Source organism: Achromobacter agilis, assembly GCF_900496965.1.
Taxonomy (GTDB): Bacteria; Pseudomonadota; Gammaproteobacteria; order Burkholderiales; family Burkholderiaceae_B; genus Achromobacter; species Achromobacter agilis.
Genome location: NZ_UFQB01000002.1, coordinates 161,376 through 176,557 on the forward strand (window position 1 = coordinate 161,376; position 15,182 = coordinate 176,557).

Below are 15,182 nucleotides of genomic sequence, written 5' to 3' on the forward strand. Positions count from 1 at the left end.
TCTTATCAGGCGATCTCATCAAGTTTGCGGCCGGCCAGCGCAGCACGGATGCTCCGGTCCATCCGCCGTGCTGCGAAGTCGTCGGTCGCGGCCGACAGGGCCTGCACCGCATCCTTCACGGTATCCGCGTCCGGCGCATCCTGGGCCGCGATGGCGGCCTGCAGGCACTCGTCCACGCGCTTGCGCTCGTCCGCGTCCAGCAGGTCGCCGTCCACGGCCAGCGCGGCCTGCACGGATTCCACCAGTTGGCGCGCGTCCACTTGCTGCTCGCGCAGCATGCGGGCCTTCGCGTCCGTGTCCGCCTGCGCCACGCTGTCGGCCAGCATCTGCGCGATCTCGTCGTCCGACAGTCCGTACGACGGCTTGACGGACACCATCGCCTCGACGCCCTTGCTCTGTTCGCGCGCGGTCACGCTCAGCAGCCCGTCCGCGTCCACCTGGAACGTCACCCGGATGCGCGCCGCGCCCGCCACCATGGGCGGAATGCCGCGCAGCTCGAACCGCGCCAGCGAGCGCGAATCGGCGACCAGGTCGCGTTCGCCCTGGACCACGTGGATGCTCATGGCGGTCTGGCCGTCCTTGAACGTCGTGAATTCCTGGGCGCGGGCCACCGGAATGGTGCTATTGCGCGGAATGATGCGCTCCACCAGGCCGCCCATGGTTTCCAGGCCCAGCGACAGCGGGATCACGTCCAGCAGCAGCCAGTCCTCGCCCGGCGCGCGATTGCCCGCCAGCAGGTTGGCCTGCAGGGCTGCGCCCAATGCCACCACCTGGTCAGGGTCCAGGTCGGTCAGGGGCTGCGTGCCGAACAGCTGCCCCACGGCCTCGCGCACGACAGGCATGCGGGTGGCGCCGCCCACCATCACCACGCCGCGCACATCGGCCGGCGTCAGCGAAGCGTCGCGCAGCGCGCGCCGCGCGCAGTCCAGCGTGCGCCCGATCAAGGGCTGGGCCAACGCTTCGAATTCGGCGCGCGTCAGGACCGCATCGACCGCGCGGCCATCCGACAGCGTGAGCTGCAGCCTGGCCTCGTTGGCGTCCGACAGCGCTTCGCGCGCCGCCCGGGCCGCCATCAGCAGGCCGCGGCGGTCCGACGGGGTAAGTTCACCGGCAACCACGTGGTCGGCGATCAGCGAGTCGAAATCATCGCCACCCAGGGCGGTGTCGCCGCCCGTGGAAATCACTTCGAACACGCCCTGCGTCAGGCGCAGGATGGAAATATCGAATGTGCCGCCGCCCAGGTCGTACACGGCGTACACGCCCTCGGCGGCATTATCCAGGCCGTAGGCGATCGCGGCGGCGGTCGGTTCGTTCAGCAGCCGCAAGACGTTCAACCCGGCAAGGCGGGCCGCGTCGCGCGTCGCCTGGCGCTGGGCATCGTCAAAATACGCAGGCACCGTGATGACGGCGCCGACCAGGTCGTCGCCCAGCACGTCTTCGGCGCGCTGGCGCAACACCGCCAGAACCTGTGCCGACACTTCGACCGGGCTCAGGTCGCCCTGGACCGTGCGGATCCGGACCATGCCGGGCGCATCTACGAATTCATAGGGTGCGCGCATGGCGCGCGCTTCTTCCAGCGACCGGCCCATGAACCGCTTCACGGACACGACGGTGTTCAACGGATCCAGGGCCTGCTGGCCCAGCGGCTCACGGCCGGTGGTGACCTTCCCGTCGGGGAAATAGCGCACCGCGGACGGCAGCAAGGCGTGGCCCTGCGCATCCGGCAATACTTCGGCAACGCTGCTGCGCACGGCCGCGACTAGAGAATTGGTAGTGCCCAGGTCGATCCCGACCGCCAGCTTGCGCTGGTGGGGCGCGGGCGACTCACCGGGTTCGGATATCTGCAATAAGGCCATGATTCTGTTTTTCTGGTCGATAGGCGCCGGCGGCCGCTTCGCGGACGCCCAGGCGCGTCTTGGGCTATTCGGCGGGCTGCGCGTGCGCCAGCTCTTCCGCCAGCTTTTCCACGAACATCCATTCCCGCACCTTGACCCCGGCCGTGACGTAATCTCGTTCCTGGTCCAGCAGGCGGGCGAGCGTGGCGCGCATGGAAGCGCGTGCCTGCTGCAATTCCGCCTGCAGGGCGGCCAGGGCCGCCGCGTCGCCGCGGGCATCGTCCAGCATCTCGCGCCAGGTCATCTGCTGCATCAGGAAAGCGCCGTCCATGGACGTATTGCTTTCGGTCTGCAGGTCCACGCCCGCCTGTTCGCACAGGTAGCGCGCCCGGAGCAGCGGATCCCGCAGCTGGCGATAGGCCTCGTTCGCGCGCGCCGCCCATTGCATGGCCACGCGGCGCTCCGCGGGGCTTGCCGTGGCATAGCGGTCGGGATGCACCTGCGCGGCGACGGTGCGCCACGCGGTTTCCAGCGATTGAGGGTCCAGGTCGAAGCGAGCCGGCAAGCCGAACAGGCTGAAGTGATCGTCTCCAGCCAAGACTTACACCGTGAACGACTCGCCGCAGCCGCAGGTCGCCTTCTCGTTGGGGTTGCGGAACTTGAAGCCTTCGTTCAGGCCTTCACGGGCGTAGTCGAGCTCGGTGCCGTCCAGGTAGGCCAGGCTCTTCGGGTCCACGAAGACCTTCACGCCGAAGCTTTCGAACACCACGTCTTCCGACGCGGCGTCGTCCACGTACTCGAGCTTGTAGGCCATGCCGGAGCAGCCCGTCGTCCTAACGCCGAGCCGCAAGCCGATACCCTTTCCGCGCTTCTGCAAGTAGCGGCCGATATGGGTGGCGGCCTGTTGGGTCAGGGTAACGGACATGTTCAGCCCGCCACGGCTTCGGCCGGAGCCGAGTGCTTTTCTTTGTAGTTCTGCACCGCGGCCTTGATCGCGTCTTCGGCCAGGATGGAACAGTGCACCTTCACGGGCGGCAGTGCCAGTTCTTCGGCGATCTGGGTGTTGCGGATCTTCATGGCTTCGTCGAGCGTCTTGCCCTTGACCCATTCCGTCACCAGCGAGCTGGAGGCGATGGCCGAACCACAGCCGTAGGTCTTGAAGCGCGCGTCTTCGATGACGCCGGCTTCGTTCACCTTGATCTGCAGCTTCATGACGTCGCCACAGGCCGGCGCGCCGACCATGCCGGTGCCCACCGATTCGTCCGACTTGTCGAACGAGCCGACATTGCGCGGGTTTTCGTAGTGATCCAGAACTTTGGTGCTGTAAGACATGCTATTTCTCCACGGATTTCTTGGCGCGGGCGCTCAGTGCGCGGCCCATTGCACGGTGTTCAAGTCGATGCCTTCCTTGGCCATTTCCCACAGCGGCGACATATCGCGCAGCTTGCCGACACGGCTCTTGATCAGCTCCACGGCGAAATCGACTTCCTGTTCGGTCGTGAAGCGGCCCAGCGTGAAACGGATCGAGCTGTGCGCCAGTTCATCGTTGCGGCCCAGGGCGCGCAGCACGTAGGACGGCTCCAGGCTGGCCGAGGTGCAGGCCGAGCCGCTGGACACGGCCAGTTCCTTGATCGCCATGATCAGGGACTCGCCTTCGACATAATTGAAGCTGACATTCAGGTTGTGCGGAACGCGCTGGTCCATGTCGCCGTTCAGGTAAACCTCTTCGATCTGCGACAGGCCGTTCCAGAGGCGGTCGCGCAGCATGCGGATGCGCTCGTTCTCGGTGCCCATTTCCTCGCGGGCCAGGCGGAAGGCCTCGCCCATGCCGACGATCTGGTGGGTTGCCAGCGTGCCCGAGCGGAAACCGCGCTCGTGGCCGCCTCCGTGCATCTGGGCTTCGATGCGAATACGCGGCTTGCGGCGCACGTACAGGGCGCCGATGCCCTTGGGGCCATAGGTCTTGTGGGCGGAGAACGACATCAGGTCGACCTTGAGCTTCTGCAGGTCGATTTCCACCTTGCCGGTCGCTTGCGCGGCGTCCACGTGGAAGACGATACCCTTTTCGCGGCAGATTTCACCCAGCGTTTCCACGTCCTGGATCACGCCGATTTCGTTGTTCACCATCATCACGGACACCAGCACAGTGTCGGGGCGCAACGCGGCCTTGAAGGTGTCCAGGTCGATCAGGCCGTCGTCTTTTACGTCCAGGTAGGTCACTTCGAACCCCTGGCGCTCGAGTTCGCGACAGGTGTCCAGCACGGCCTTGTGCTCGGTCTTGACGGTAATGATGTGCTTGCCGCGTTCAGCGTAGAAGTTGGCGGCACCCTTGATGGCCAGGTTGTCGGATTCCGTGGCGCCGGACGTCCAGACGATTTCACGCGGGTCGGCGTTCACCAGCTTGGCGACTTCCTCGCGGGCACGCTCAACGGCTTCTTCCGATTCCCAGCCGAATGCATGGCTGCGGGAGGCCGGGTTGCCGAAGTTCTCGTACAGCCAGGGCACCATCTTTTCCACGACGCGGGGATCGACGGGCGTCGTGGCCGAATAGTCCAGATAGATAGGGCGAGTGGTCATTTCTACAGCTCCTGATACTTCTTATACGGTGGCATTGGCAGCGACGGTGGCGGTCGGGGCGTTGGCGGCATTGGCGCCTCCCACCCTGCTCACGTGCACCGCGCAGGCCTGCGCTTGATTGTTGGCTTCCTGCAACTGGCGCACTCGCTGCTGATCGACCAGATCTTGCAGGGACACCGAATCCAGGTAATCGACCATCTTGCGATTCAACGTTGCCCAGAGCTCGTGCGTCATGCACTTGCCGGGTTTGCCGTCGTTGCCGCTCGTACAGTCCCGCTTTCCGCCGCAGCTGGTGGCGTCCAGGGGTTCGTCGACGGCGAAGATGATGTCGGCGACAGTCACGTTGCGCGCCAGCCTGGCAAGCGAATAGCCGCCGCCCGGGCCGCGCACGCTGTCCACGAGTTCATGGCGACGCAGTTTTCCGAACAGCTGTTCCAGGTAGGACAACGAGATATTCTGACGCTGGCTGATGGCCGCAAGCGTGACCGGGCCGCTATGCTGCCGCATAGCCAGGTCGATCATGGCAGTCACGGCGAAACGCCCTTTGGTAGTTAGCCGCATGGTAGGTTCCCTGTGATTCGGCAATGACCGCCAGCGAATCCAGCGGCCAATACCCGAGTAATTGGCTCAAGTATAGCCTATTCCCGACTAATTTGGTATGGCTCCCGGCTAGAAAAAACCGCGCATTTGCGCGGTTTTTTCACTGCCAAGCATCTCCGAGAACCGCACGCCGGCGGCCCCACCGCAGCAGCGGATCAAGCCGCCTGGTACTGGGTGGCGCGCTTGCGCACCAGCTCGAGAACCCCCTGACAGGCATCTTCGAGGTAGTCGAGCACCTTGCCGAAACCGTCGGCGCCACCATAGTACGGATCAGGCACGGTAGCCTCTTCGAACTCGTTGGCGAAGCGCATCAGCAGCATCAGCTTGTGCTGGTAGGCCTTGGGGCACTGCTGCTGCATGGCAGACAGATTGTCCCAATCCATGGCGAGGATCAGGTCGAAATCGCGGAAATCTTCCGCGGTGACCTGACGCGCTTCGCAGTGCGTGATCTCGTAGCCGCGCTTGCGCGCTGCGGCCTGCGCCCGGGCATCAGGCGCCTCGCCGATGTGAAACGCGTGCGTGCCCGCGGAGTCGATGCGAACAACATCGCTCAAACCCGCGTCGTTCACCAAATGGCGAAACACGCCCTCTGCGCTCGGCGAGCGACAGATATTGCCCATGCAAACGAAAAGTACCTTGGTCATCATGGAAGTAAGTGTGCGGGAAAACCCGAGATAAGGCAAGCTTTTTTTGCGTCCGCGCAATTAGAACCACGTGAATACGTCCCTTTGAATTTTCAAATAAATTCAATTAGTTGGACTCATATTTAAATGCAAAACATGAGGTCTGCATTTCGATATTCGCCCGGATTGCGACAGCGCAATTGCAGCGCAGCAGATTTCCGGGCGATTCAGCTAACTGTCAGCAAAAAGATACACCAGGATACGTCCAGGCCGCTACACGGCGCCGTCCAGCAACACCCGCTGTTTCAGCGCGGTCAAGGCGTCCCGCGCCGCAGCGGCCTGCTCGAACTCCAGGTTGCGGGCGTGGTCCATCATCAGCTTTTCCAGGCGCTTGATCTCGCGCGCCAAGGCCTTTTCGTCCTTCATGAATTCCGCCGGCACCGCCGCCTCGAGCGCATCGTGCTGGGCAGGCGCGACAATCCCGTCGATCAACTCGCGTACGGCCTTGTGCACCCCGCGCGCCGTGATGCCGTGGTCGACGTTGAACTGCAACTGCTTGTTCCGCCGGCGGCTGGTTTCCTCGATGGCGCGCTGCATCGAATCGGTGATGCGGTCCGCATAGAGAATGGCGTGGCCGTTCAGGTTGCGCGCCGCGCGCCCGATGGTCTGGATCAGGCTGCGCTCCGACCGCAGGAAGCCTTCCTTGTCGGCATCCAGGATCGCGACGAGGGACACTTCAGGAATGTCCAGGCCCTCGCGCAGCAGGTTGATCCCCACCAGCACATCGAACGTGCCCAGACGCAGGTCCCGGATGATTTCCACGCGCTCGACCGTGTCGATGTCGGAATGCAGGTAGCGCACCCGCACGCCGTGCTCGCTCAAAAAGTCCGTCAGGTCCTCGGCCATGCGCTTGGTCAGGGTCGTGACCAGCACGCGCTCGCCCTGCCCCACGCGCTCCTTGATCTGGCCGAGCAGATCGTCCACCTGCGTGCGTGCGGGCAGTACCTCGACCAGCGGGTCGACCAGGCCGGTGGGCCGCACAACCTGCTCCACGACGTTGTCGGCGTGTTCCTTCTCGTAGGCGGCCGGCGTGGCCGACACGAACACGCACTGGCGCATCCGGGCTTCGAATTCCTCCAGCCGCAGCGGCCGGTTGTCCAGGGCCGACGGCAGCCGGAAGCCATACTGCACCAGCGTTTCCTTGCGCGAGCGGTCGCCGCGGTACATCCCGCCCAATTGGCCGATCGTGACGTGACTTTCGTCGATGAACATGAGCGCATCGGCCGGCAGGTAGTCGATCAGCGTGGGCGGCGGTTCGCCCGCGGCCGCGCCCGACAGGTGGCGGGAGTAGTTTTCGATGCCCTTGCAGAAGCCCAGCTCCTGCAGCATTTCCAGATCGAAGCGGGTGCGCTGCTCCAGCCGCTGGGCCTCGACCAGGTGGCCGTCGTCGATGAAGCGCTTGACGCGCTCGCGCAGCTCTTCCTTGATGGTTTCGATGGCGCGCAGCACGGTGTCCCGCGGCGTTACATAGTGCGAGCCGGGATAGACGGTAAAGCGCGGCAGCTTCTGGCGGATGCGGCCGGTCAGGGGATCGAACAGCTCCAGGCTTTCGACCTCGTCGTCGAACAGCGTCAGCCGCAGCGCCAGTTCCGGGCTTTCGGCCGGAAAGATGTCGATCGTCTCGCCGCGCACCCGGAACGTGCCGCGCGTGAAATCGGCGTCGTTGCGGGTGTATTGCATGGCAACCAGGCGAGCCAGGATCTCACGGCGCGAAATCTGGTCCCCAGCGCGCAGGATCAGCACCATCGCGTGGTAGTCGCCGGGGTTGCCGATACCGTAGATGCAGGAAACCGTGCCCACGATGATCGTATCCCGGCGCTCCAGCAGGCTCTTGGTGGCCGACAGGCGCATCTGCTCGATATGCTCGTTGATCGACGAGTCCTTCTCGATGAACAGATCGCGCGTCGGCACATAGGCCTCGGGCTGGTAATAATCGTAGTACGACACGAAGTACTCGACCGCGTTCTTCGGGAAGAACTCCCGCATCTCGGCGTAGAGCTGCGCGGCCAGCGTCTTATTGGGGGCCAGCACCAGCGCGGGGCGCCCGAGCCGGGCGATCACGTTGGCCATGGTGTAGGTTTTGCCGGAGCCCGTGACGCCCAGGAGCGTCTGGAACATCAGGCCGTCCTGCATCCCCTGGGCCAGGCCTTCGATGGCGGCAGGCTGGTCCCCCGCCGGCGGATAGGGCTGGTAGAGGTGAAACGGGCTTCCCGGGAAGTCGACGAATCCTGCTCCCGCCGGGGCTTGCGCCGATACAGCGGGCGCGCCATTGCTCCCGGGCGCGGGATCTTCCGCAATCGGGTCTATTGCGCTCGGGTCTATTGCGCGTTTAGACATGCTAGACTGTTCCAGGGTAAACCCCCCATTATCCACAGCACTCCGTACTGCGTCCACCCACCTCATCAGACTCCCATGAGCACCCTTTTCGATTCCGTCGAACTCGCGCCGCGCGATCCCATTCTTGGCCTGAACGAACAATACAACGCCGATACGCGTCCCGGTAAAGTCAATCTGGGCGTGGGCGTGTACTACGACGATCAGGGCCGGATCCCCCTGCTGAGCGCAGTCCGCAAAGCTGAAACCGCCCGCATCGAGGCCGCCGCCGCCCGCGGCTACCTGCCGATCGAAGGCATCGCCGGCTACAACGCAGGCGCGCAGGCCCTGCTGCTGGGCAAGGATTCCGCCCTGGCCGCCGCCGGCCGCGTGCTGACCACCCAGGCCTTGGGCGGCACGGGCGCGCTGAAGATCGGCGCCGATTTCCTGCGCCAGCTGCTCCCGGCCTCCAAGGTCCTGATCAGCAACCCCAGCTGGGAAAACCACCGCGCGCTGTTCGAGCGCGCCGGGTTCGAGGTCGGCACTTACGGCTACTACGACGCCGCCACCCGCGGCCTGGACTTCGACGCCATGCTGGCGGACCTGAAGGCCGCCCCCGCCAAGACCGTGGTCGTGCTGCACGCATGCTGCCACAACCCCACCGGCGTGGATCCCACCATGGACCAATGGAAGCAGATCGCCTCCGTGGTCAAGGACAACAACCTGGTCCCGTTCCTGGACATCGCCTACCAGGGTTTCGGCGACGGCCTGACGGAAGACGCCGCGGTCGTGCGCATGTTCGCCGACCTGGACCTGACCATGTTCATCAGCTCCTCGTTCTCGAAGTCGTTCTCGCTGTATGGCGAGCGTGTCGGCGCGCTGACGGTCGTGGCCGGCAGCAAAGACGAAGCCACCCGCGTCCTGAGCCAGCTCAAGCGCGTGATCCGCACCAACTACTCCAACCCGCCCACTCACGGCGGCACGGTGGTGTCGACGGTCCTGAACTCGCCCGAACTCTTCGCCATGTGGGAAGAGGAACTGGCCGGCATGCGCGACCGCATCCGCCTGATGCGCAAGCAACTGGTCGAAAAGATCCAGGAACACGGCGGCAAGCAGGACTTCAGCTTCGTGCTGCGCCAGCGCGGCATGTTCTCGTACTCGGGCCTGACTTCCGCGCAAGTCGACCGCCTGCGTGAAGAACACGGCGTCTACGCCGTGTCCAGCGGCCGCATCTGCGTCGCCGCGCTGAACAGCGGCAACATCGACAAGGTCGCCGCGGGCATCGCCGCGGTGCTGTAAACCGCCAGCCGCACACGGGCTCCCTTGGGGCCCCGCCGCAAGAAACGGGACCTTCGGGTCCCGTTTTCATTTGCGCCAGCCTGCCGGGCAGACACGCGTACGCCTACTCCAGGAACCGGTTCATCTCTTCGCGGCTCATCTGGGCCACGGCTTCCTGACGCTTTTGCGTCAGGCGATTGTCCAACGCTACCGCAAAACCCGATTTCGCCGAGTGTGCCCAAACGACACCTGACCGGCCAGCCCTCTCTTCGAGGCGACTGGCCAGGCGGCTCGGGCAGCAACTTGCTTTTTTGCGCTGCGTCCCCCAGAATGGCGCTGTATATATGTACAGTCCGCTAGCACCGGATCACCGCCATGGCCAGCAAACTCACCGATCGCCAACAACAAATCCTGGACCTCATCAGGCAGACCGTCGCGCGCACCGGCTTTCCGCCCACGCGCGCCGAAATCGCTCAGGCCCTGGGTTTCCGCTCCCCCAACGCGGCGGAAGATCACCTCAAGGCCCTGGCCCGCAAGGGCGCCATCGAACTCACGGCTGGCGCCTCTCGCGGCATCCGCCTGAAAGATGTCGCCGCCGCGCCCGCGCAGGCCTCGCTGCCCCTGCCCGCCCTGGCGCAGCTACTGCTGCCACTGGTGGGCCGCGTGGCCGCAGGCAGCCCCATACTGGCCGCCGAACACGTCGAACGCGAAGTCGGCGTGGATCCCAACCTGTTCGCCCAGGCACCGGATTATCTGCTGAAGGTCCGCGGCATGAGCATGCGCGACGCCGGCATCCTGGAAGGCGACCTGCTCGCCGTCAAAAAAGCGTCCGAGGCCCGCAACGGCCAGATCGTGGTCGCCCGCCTGGGCGACGACGTCACCGTCAAGCGCCTGCAGCGCCAGAACGGCCACATCGAACTGCTGCCCGAGAACCCCGACTTCCAGACCATCGTGGTCGGCGCAGACCAGGATTTCGCCCTGGAAGGCATCGCCGTGGGCCTGATCCGCACGCACGCGCTGCACTGATTTTTGGCCGAATCCGGCCCGCATGAAAAAGCCCGCCATATGGCGGGCTTCTTTTTGGGCCATCGCTACCGGGCGCTCCTTGCGGAGGCGCCCGGCAACCCGATCAGTGCTTGAGCACCGGATCGGTCGAGCCCGGTTCGGCCGGCTTGGCCACCAGGGGCTCCTTGACAGCCTCTTCCTCGGCCAGCGGCTCGGGCAGGCGTTCCAGGGCCAGTTCCAGCACCTTGTCGATCCAGCGCACCGGCACGATCTCAAGATGGTTCTTGACGTTGTCCGGGATCTCCGCCAAATCCTTGACGTTTTCTTCCGGGATCAAGACCGTCTTGATGCCGCCGCGATGGGCCGCCAGCAGCTTTTCCTTCAAGCCGCCGATAGGCAGCACTTCGCCGCGCAGCGTGATCTCGCCCGTCATGGCGACGTCGGCGCGCACCGGGATGCGCGACAGGGCCGACACCATGGCCGTGGTGATCGCGATACCCGCGGACGGACCGTCCTTGGGCGTCGCGCCTTCCGGCACGTGCACGTGCATGTCGTGCTTCTCGAAGACGCTGTCGGCGAAGCCCAAGCGGCGTGCGCGCGAACGCACCACCGTACGGGCTGCCTCGACCGACTCCTTCATCACGTCGCCCAGCGAGCCGGTGCGTTGGATGACGCCCTTGCCGGGCATATCCGCGACTTCGATCGTCAGCAGGTCGCCGCCGACTTCCGTCCACGCCAGCCCAGTGACCTGGCCGATCTGGTTTTCCTTCTCGGCCATGCCGAAGGCATAGCGGCGCACGCCCAGGAAGTCGCTCAGGTTGTCGCCCGTCACGTTGACCGGTTCGACCTCGAGCGCCTTGCCCTCGGCCTTGGCGCGATCGCTCTGCGTCAGCAGCTGCTTGATGACCTTGCGGCAGATCTTACCCACTTCGCGTTCGAGCGCGCGCACGCCGGCTTCGCGGGTGTAGTAGCGCACGATGTCGCGCAGGGCGCTGTCGTCGACGGTCAGCTCGCTATCCTTCACGCCGTTGTTCTTCATCAGCTTGGGCAGCAGATGGTCGCGGCCGATGTGAATCTTTTCTTCCTCGGTGTAGCCGGAAAGGCGGATCACTTCCATCCGGTCCAGCAGGGCCGGGGGAATGTTCAGCGTGTTGCTGGTGGCCACGAACATGACGTCGGACAGGTCGAAGTCGACTTCGATGTAGTGGTCCTGGAACGTGTGGTTCTGTTCCGGATCCAGCACCTCGAGCAGGGCCGACGAGGGATCGCCGCGGAAATCCATGCCCAGCTTGTCGATTTCATCGAGCAGGAACAGGGGATTGCGCACGCCGACCTTCGACATGTTCTGGACGATCTTGCCAGGCATGGAGCCGATGTACGTGCGACGATGGCCCCGGATCTCGGCCTCGTCGCGCACGCCGCCCAGCGCCATGCGCACGAACTTGCGGTTCGTCGCCTTGGCGATGGACTGCCCCAGCGAGGTCTTGCCCACGCCAGGAGGGCCGACCAGGCAGAGGATGGGCGCCTTCACCTTATCCACGCGCTGCTGCACGGCAAGGTATTCCAGGATCCGTTCCTTGACCTTTTCCAGACCGTAGTGATCGTTGTCCAGCACCGTTTCCGCGTTGCTGATGGAATTGTTGATCTTGCTCTTTCTCTTCCAGGGAAGGTTGATGAGCGTATCGATGTAGTTGCGCACCACGGTGGCTTCGGCCGACATGGGTGACATGAGCTTGAGCTTCTTGAGCTCGGCATCGGCCTTCTTGCGCGCCTCTTTGGGCATGTGGGCAGCGATGATCTTCTTTTCGAGCTCTTCGATGTCCGCGCCCTCTTCGCCTTCGCCGAGCTCCTTCTGAATGGCCTTGACCTGCTCATTCAGGTAGTAGTCGCGCTGGCTCTTTTCCATCTGCTTCTTCACGCGGCCGCGAATCCGCTTCTCGACCTGGAGGATGTCGATTTCGGTTTCGAGTTGCGTGAGCAGGCCTTCGAGGCGTTCGGAGGTGCCGACGATCTCGAGCATCTTCTGCTTCTGCTCGAGCTTCAGGGGAAGATGCGCGGCGATCGTATCGGCCAGGCGCCCGGCATCGTCGATGCCGGCCAGCGAGGTCAGGATCTCCGGAGGGATCTTCTTGTTCAGTTTTACGTACTGCTCGAACTGGGCGACGATCGCGCGGCGCAGGGCCTCGGTTTCGGAGCCCTGCATGGCGTCTGGCTCGATCGGCGACACCTGGCAGGTGAAGTGCGAATCGGCGTCTTCGATGCTGTTGATGCGGGCGCGCTGGGTGCCCTCGACCAGCACCTTGACGGTGCCGTCAGGCAGCTTGAGCATTTGCAGGATGCCGGCGACGCAGCCGATTTCGTAGACGTCTTCGGGCGTGGGGTCATCCTTGCCGGCGGATTTCTGGGCCACCAGCATGATGCTTTTGCCCGCTTCCATCGCAACCTCGAGCGCGCGGATGGAGCGCGGACGGCCGACGAACAGCGGGATGACCATGTGCGGGAACACCACGACGTCGCGCAGCGGAAGCAGGGGCAGGTCGATCGGGTCGGAAGGCAGGGTCTGGCTGGCAGACATAGGAGGTTCCTCGGTATGACTCGGCGTATCGGGGACAGGTGACCCGGGTATACCCGAGCCAGCCACGTCAGTTACGTCTGTTATGGGAACAATAGCCGAAAATTCAAGATCTCGGCGCCTCGATAGCCCAAGGGTTAAAAAAAACCAAGGGCGGCACCTTCAGTATGCAAGGGTCGAGGCCATGAGAAAAGCGTGTTTCCACCCAGGACGGACCTTGAGATAAAAAAACCCGTTACGGGAACGGGCTTTTTTGAAATATCAGGCTGCGGCGTCCCGGACTTCTCCCCGCTCCGGCTTGTCCGAAGGGGCAGCTTCGTCGGCATAGATGAGCAACGGCTTGCCCTCGCCTTCGATCGCGCCTTCGTCCAGCACCACACGCTTGACGTTGCCCTGGGAGGGCAGGTCGTACATGGTGTCGAGCAAGGCCTGTTCGATGATGGAACGCAGGCCGCGGGCACCCGTCTTGCGCCGGAGCGCCTTACGGGCGATCGCCTTCAGCGCGGCGGGCCGCACGTCGAGTTCGGCGCCTTCCATGGCGAACAGCTTCTGGAACTGCTTGAGCAGGGCGTTCTTGGGCTCGGTCAGGATCTGGACCAGGGCCGCTTCGTCCAGCTCGTCCAGCGTGGCGACCACCGGCAGGCGGCCGACCAGCTCGGGAATCAGGCCGAACTTGATCAGGTCTTCCGGTTCGACTTCGGAGAACAGCTCGCCCACGCCGCGTTCCGACTTGGCGCGCACCGAGGCCGAGAAGCCGATGCCCGATTTTTCGGTACGGTCGCGGATGACCTTTTCCAATCCGTCGAAGGCGCCGCCGACGATGAACAGGATGTTGGTCGTGTCCACCTGGACGAAGTCCTGGTTGGGGTGCTTGCGGCCGCCCTGCGGGGGCACCGAAGCCACCGTGCCTTCGATCAGCTTCAGCAAAGCCTGCTGCACGCCCTCGCCCGACACGTCGCGCGTGATGGACGGGTTGTCGGACTTGCGGGAGATCTTGTCGATTTCATCGATGTAAATGATGGCGCGCTGCGCCTTCTCTACTTCGTAGTTGCAGTTCTGCAGCAACTTCTGAATGATGTTCTCGACGTCTTCGCCCACGTAGCCGGCTTCGGTCAGCGTGGTGGCGTCGGCCATGACGAAGGGCACGTTCAGCATGCGCGCGAGCGTCTGCGCCAGGAGCGTCTTGCCCGACCCGGTGGGGCCGATCAGCATGATGTTGCTCTTGGACAGTTCGACTTCGTCGCCCTTGATCTCGCCGTGGCGGATGCGCTTGTAATGGTTGTAAACAGCCACGGCCAGCATGCGCTTGGGCGAATTCTGCCCAATGACGTACTGATCGAGGAAGGTCTTGATTTCGGCCGGAGTGGGCAGTTCGGAACGAATCGCCGCGCGCGCGGTGGCTTGCGCCTCCTCGCGGATGATGTCGTTGCACAGGTCTATGCATTCATCGCAGATGAATACCGACGGACCCGCGATCAGCTTGCGGACTTCATGCTGGCTTTTATTGCAAAACGAGCAATGCAGCACTTTTGCGTCTGCCGATCCCTTTTTTTCAGGCATATTTGTTTCGTATCTCAGGTAAAGATGCGCCAGGCCGGGAAAGAGGCCTAGCGCATGCGCTTACTCAAACGTGATGGCAGCGGGTCTGGATCAACCGGGAAGTCAGGCTTCCGAGCGGGAGGTCATCACCTTGTCCACCAGTCCATACGATACCGCATCTTCGGCCGACATGAAGTTGTCACGTTCCGTGTCTACCCCGATGCGCTCCATCGTCTGGCCGGTATTCGTGGCCAGGATGCGGTTCAGGCGTTCACGCAGGTCCAGGATTTCGCGGGCCTGGATCTGGATGTCGGAGGCCTGCCCCTGGGCGCCGCCGGAGGGCTGATGGATCATGATGCGCGAGTTGGGCAACGTGAAACGCTTGCCCTTCTTGCCCGCCGCCAGCAGGAACGCCCCCATGCTGGCCGCCAGGCCGGTGCACAGGGTGGATACGTCCGGCTTGACGAACTGCATGGTGTCAAAGATGGCCATTCCCGCGTAGACCGACCCGCCAGGCGAGTTGATGTACAGGGAAATGTCCTTGTCAGGATTCTCCGATTCCAGGAACAGCAACTGCGCGACGACCAGGTTGGCCGTCGCATCGTTGACCGGACCCACCAGGAAAATGAGCCGCTCGCGGAGCAAACGCGAATAGATGTCGTAGGCACGTTCGCCGCGCCCCGACTGCTCGATCACCATGGGAATGTAGCCCAGGCCGGTGGGGGTCACCGACGACCCGCCATTCATTGCCGCATAGAAATCGGTGAATCTCTGCATAGT

Annotated in this window: 13 protein-coding genes; 2 read left to right on the forward strand and 11 right to left on the reverse strand. The window is 63.9% G+C overall.

Annotation, left to right across the window (positions count from 1 at the left end; translation table 11 throughout):
• Nucleotides 1–5: 5 nt before the first annotated feature.
• From hscA to uvrB, 8 genes are all read right to left on the reverse strand, one after another.
• Nucleotides 6–1,856, reverse strand: coding sequence for a Fe-S protein assembly chaperone HscA (gene hscA, locus AGI3411_RS02930; protein WP_129525924.1), 1,851 nt, complete (start codon nucleotides 1,854–1,856; stop codon nucleotides 6–8).
• Between the two features lie 64 nt (nucleotides 1,857–1,920).
• Nucleotides 1,921–2,433, reverse strand: a complete 513-nt coding sequence (gene hscB, locus AGI3411_RS02935) for a Fe-S protein assembly co-chaperone HscB (RefSeq protein ID WP_129525925.1) — start codon at nucleotides 2,431–2,433, stop codon at nucleotides 1,921–1,923.
• Between the two features lie 3 nt (nucleotides 2,434–2,436).
• Nucleotides 2,437–2,760, reverse strand: coding sequence for an iron-sulfur cluster assembly protein IscA (iscA, locus tag AGI3411_RS02940; protein WP_062682797.1), 324 nt, complete (start codon nucleotides 2,758–2,760; stop codon nucleotides 2,437–2,439).
• A gap of 2 nt (nucleotides 2,761–2,762) precedes the next feature.
• Nucleotides 2,763–3,167, reverse strand: coding sequence for a Fe-S cluster assembly scaffold IscU (gene iscU, locus AGI3411_RS02945; protein WP_129525926.1), 405 nt, complete (start codon nucleotides 3,165–3,167; stop codon nucleotides 2,763–2,765).
• A gap of 33 nt (nucleotides 3,168–3,200) precedes the next feature.
• A complete protein-coding gene (locus AGI3411_RS02950; RefSeq protein WP_129525927.1) occupies nucleotides 3,201–4,412 on the reverse strand; it encodes an IscS subfamily cysteine desulfurase in 1,212 nt (403 codons plus the stop codon).
• 21 nt (nucleotides 4,413–4,433) lie between these two features.
• Complete coding sequence (gene iscR, locus AGI3411_RS02955) at nucleotides 4,434–4,973, reverse strand: Fe-S cluster assembly transcriptional regulator IscR (RefSeq protein WP_043547640.1); 540 nt, start codon at nucleotides 4,971–4,973, stop codon at nucleotides 4,434–4,436.
• A 194-nt stretch (nucleotides 4,974–5,167) separates the two neighbouring features.
• Nucleotides 5,168–5,659, reverse strand: coding sequence for a low molecular weight protein-tyrosine-phosphatase (locus AGI3411_RS02960; RefSeq protein WP_042794076.1), 492 nt, complete (start codon nucleotides 5,657–5,659; stop codon nucleotides 5,168–5,170).
• A gap of 249 nt (nucleotides 5,660–5,908) precedes the next feature.
• On the reverse strand, nucleotides 5,909–8,032 hold the full coding sequence (uvrB, locus tag AGI3411_RS02965; protein ID WP_244240237.1) for an excinuclease ABC subunit UvrB: 2,124 nt from the start codon (nucleotides 8,030–8,032) through the stop codon (nucleotides 5,909–5,911).
• A gap of 75 nt (nucleotides 8,033–8,107) precedes the next feature.
• Here uvrB and AGI3411_RS02970 point away from each other — a divergent pair, with 75 nt between their 5' ends.
• Entirely contained in the window at nucleotides 8,108–9,307 is a 1,200-nt protein-coding gene (locus tag AGI3411_RS02970; protein WP_129525929.1) for an amino acid aminotransferase, read from the forward strand.
• 354 nt (nucleotides 9,308–9,661) lie between these two features.
• The gene (gene lexA / locus AGI3411_RS02975) at nucleotides 9,662–10,312 is read left to right on the forward strand and encodes a transcriptional repressor LexA (RefSeq protein ID WP_129525930.1); all 651 of its coding nucleotides are present in this window, start codon (nucleotides 9,662–9,664) and stop codon (nucleotides 10,310–10,312) included.
• A 103-nt stretch (nucleotides 10,313–10,415) separates the two neighbouring features.
• Here the strand turns inward: lexA and lon are convergent, their stop codons facing one another.
• From lon to clpP, 3 genes are all read right to left on the reverse strand, one after another.
• Nucleotides 10,416–12,866: an endopeptidase La gene (gene lon / locus AGI3411_RS02980; RefSeq protein WP_129525931.1), complete on the reverse strand. Its 2,451-nt coding sequence runs from the start codon at nucleotides 12,864–12,866 to the stop codon at nucleotides 10,416–10,418.
• Between the two features lie 258 nt (nucleotides 12,867–13,124).
• On the reverse strand, nucleotides 13,125–14,423 hold the full coding sequence (gene clpX, locus AGI3411_RS02985; protein ID WP_129525932.1) for an ATP-dependent Clp protease ATP-binding subunit ClpX: 1,299 nt from the start codon (nucleotides 14,421–14,423) through the stop codon (nucleotides 13,125–13,127).
• Between the two features lie 102 nt (nucleotides 14,424–14,525).
• Nucleotides 14,526–15,179, reverse strand: coding sequence for an ATP-dependent Clp endopeptidase proteolytic subunit ClpP (gene clpP / locus AGI3411_RS02990; RefSeq protein ID WP_129525933.1), 654 nt, complete (start codon nucleotides 15,177–15,179; stop codon nucleotides 14,526–14,528).
• Between the last annotated feature and the right edge of the window lie 3 nt (nucleotides 15,180–15,182).

Bases quoted from the DNA above. Each gene is read 5' to 3' on its own strand.
- iscA (WP_062682797.1), bottom strand. From the start codon at position 2,760: ATGTCCGTTACCCTGACCCAACAGGCCGCCACCCATATCGGCCGCTAC.
- uvrB (WP_244240237.1), bottom strand. From the start codon at position 8,032: ATGTCTAAACGCGCAATAGACCCGAGCGCAATAGACCCGATTGCGGAA.
- iscU (WP_129525926.1), bottom strand. From the start codon at position 3,167: ATGTCTTACAGCACCAAAGTTCTGGATCACTACGAAAACCCGCGCAAT.
- AGI3411_RS02970 (WP_129525929.1), top strand. From the start codon at position 8,108: ATGAGCACCCTTTTCGATTCCGTCGAACTCGCGCCGCGCGATCCCATT.
- lon (WP_129525931.1), bottom strand. From the start codon at position 12,866: ATGTCTGCCAGCCAGACCCTGCCTTCCGACCCGATCGACCTGCCCCTG.
- iscR (WP_043547640.1), bottom strand. From the start codon at position 4,973: ATGCGGCTAACTACCAAAGGGCGTTTCGCCGTGACTGCCATGATCGAC.
- hscA (WP_129525924.1), bottom strand. From the start codon at position 1,856: ATGGCCTTATTGCAGATATCCGAACCCGGTGAGTCGCCCGCGCCCCAC.
- lexA (WP_129525930.1), top strand. From the start codon at position 9,662: ATGGCCAGCAAACTCACCGATCGCCAACAACAAATCCTGGACCTCATC.
- clpP (WP_129525933.1), bottom strand. From the start codon at position 15,179: ATGCAGAGATTCACCGATTTCTATGCGGCAATGAATGGCGGGTCGTCG.
- AGI3411_RS02960 (WP_042794076.1), bottom strand. From the start codon at position 5,659: ATGATGACCAAGGTACTTTTCGTTTGCATGGGCAATATCTGTCGCTCG.
- AGI3411_RS02950 (WP_129525927.1), bottom strand. From the start codon at position 4,412: ATGACCACTCGCCCTATCTATCTGGACTATTCGGCCACGACGCCCGTC.
- clpX (WP_129525932.1), bottom strand. From the start codon at position 14,423: ATGCCTGAAAAAAAGGGATCGGCAGACGCAAAAGTGCTGCATTGCTCG.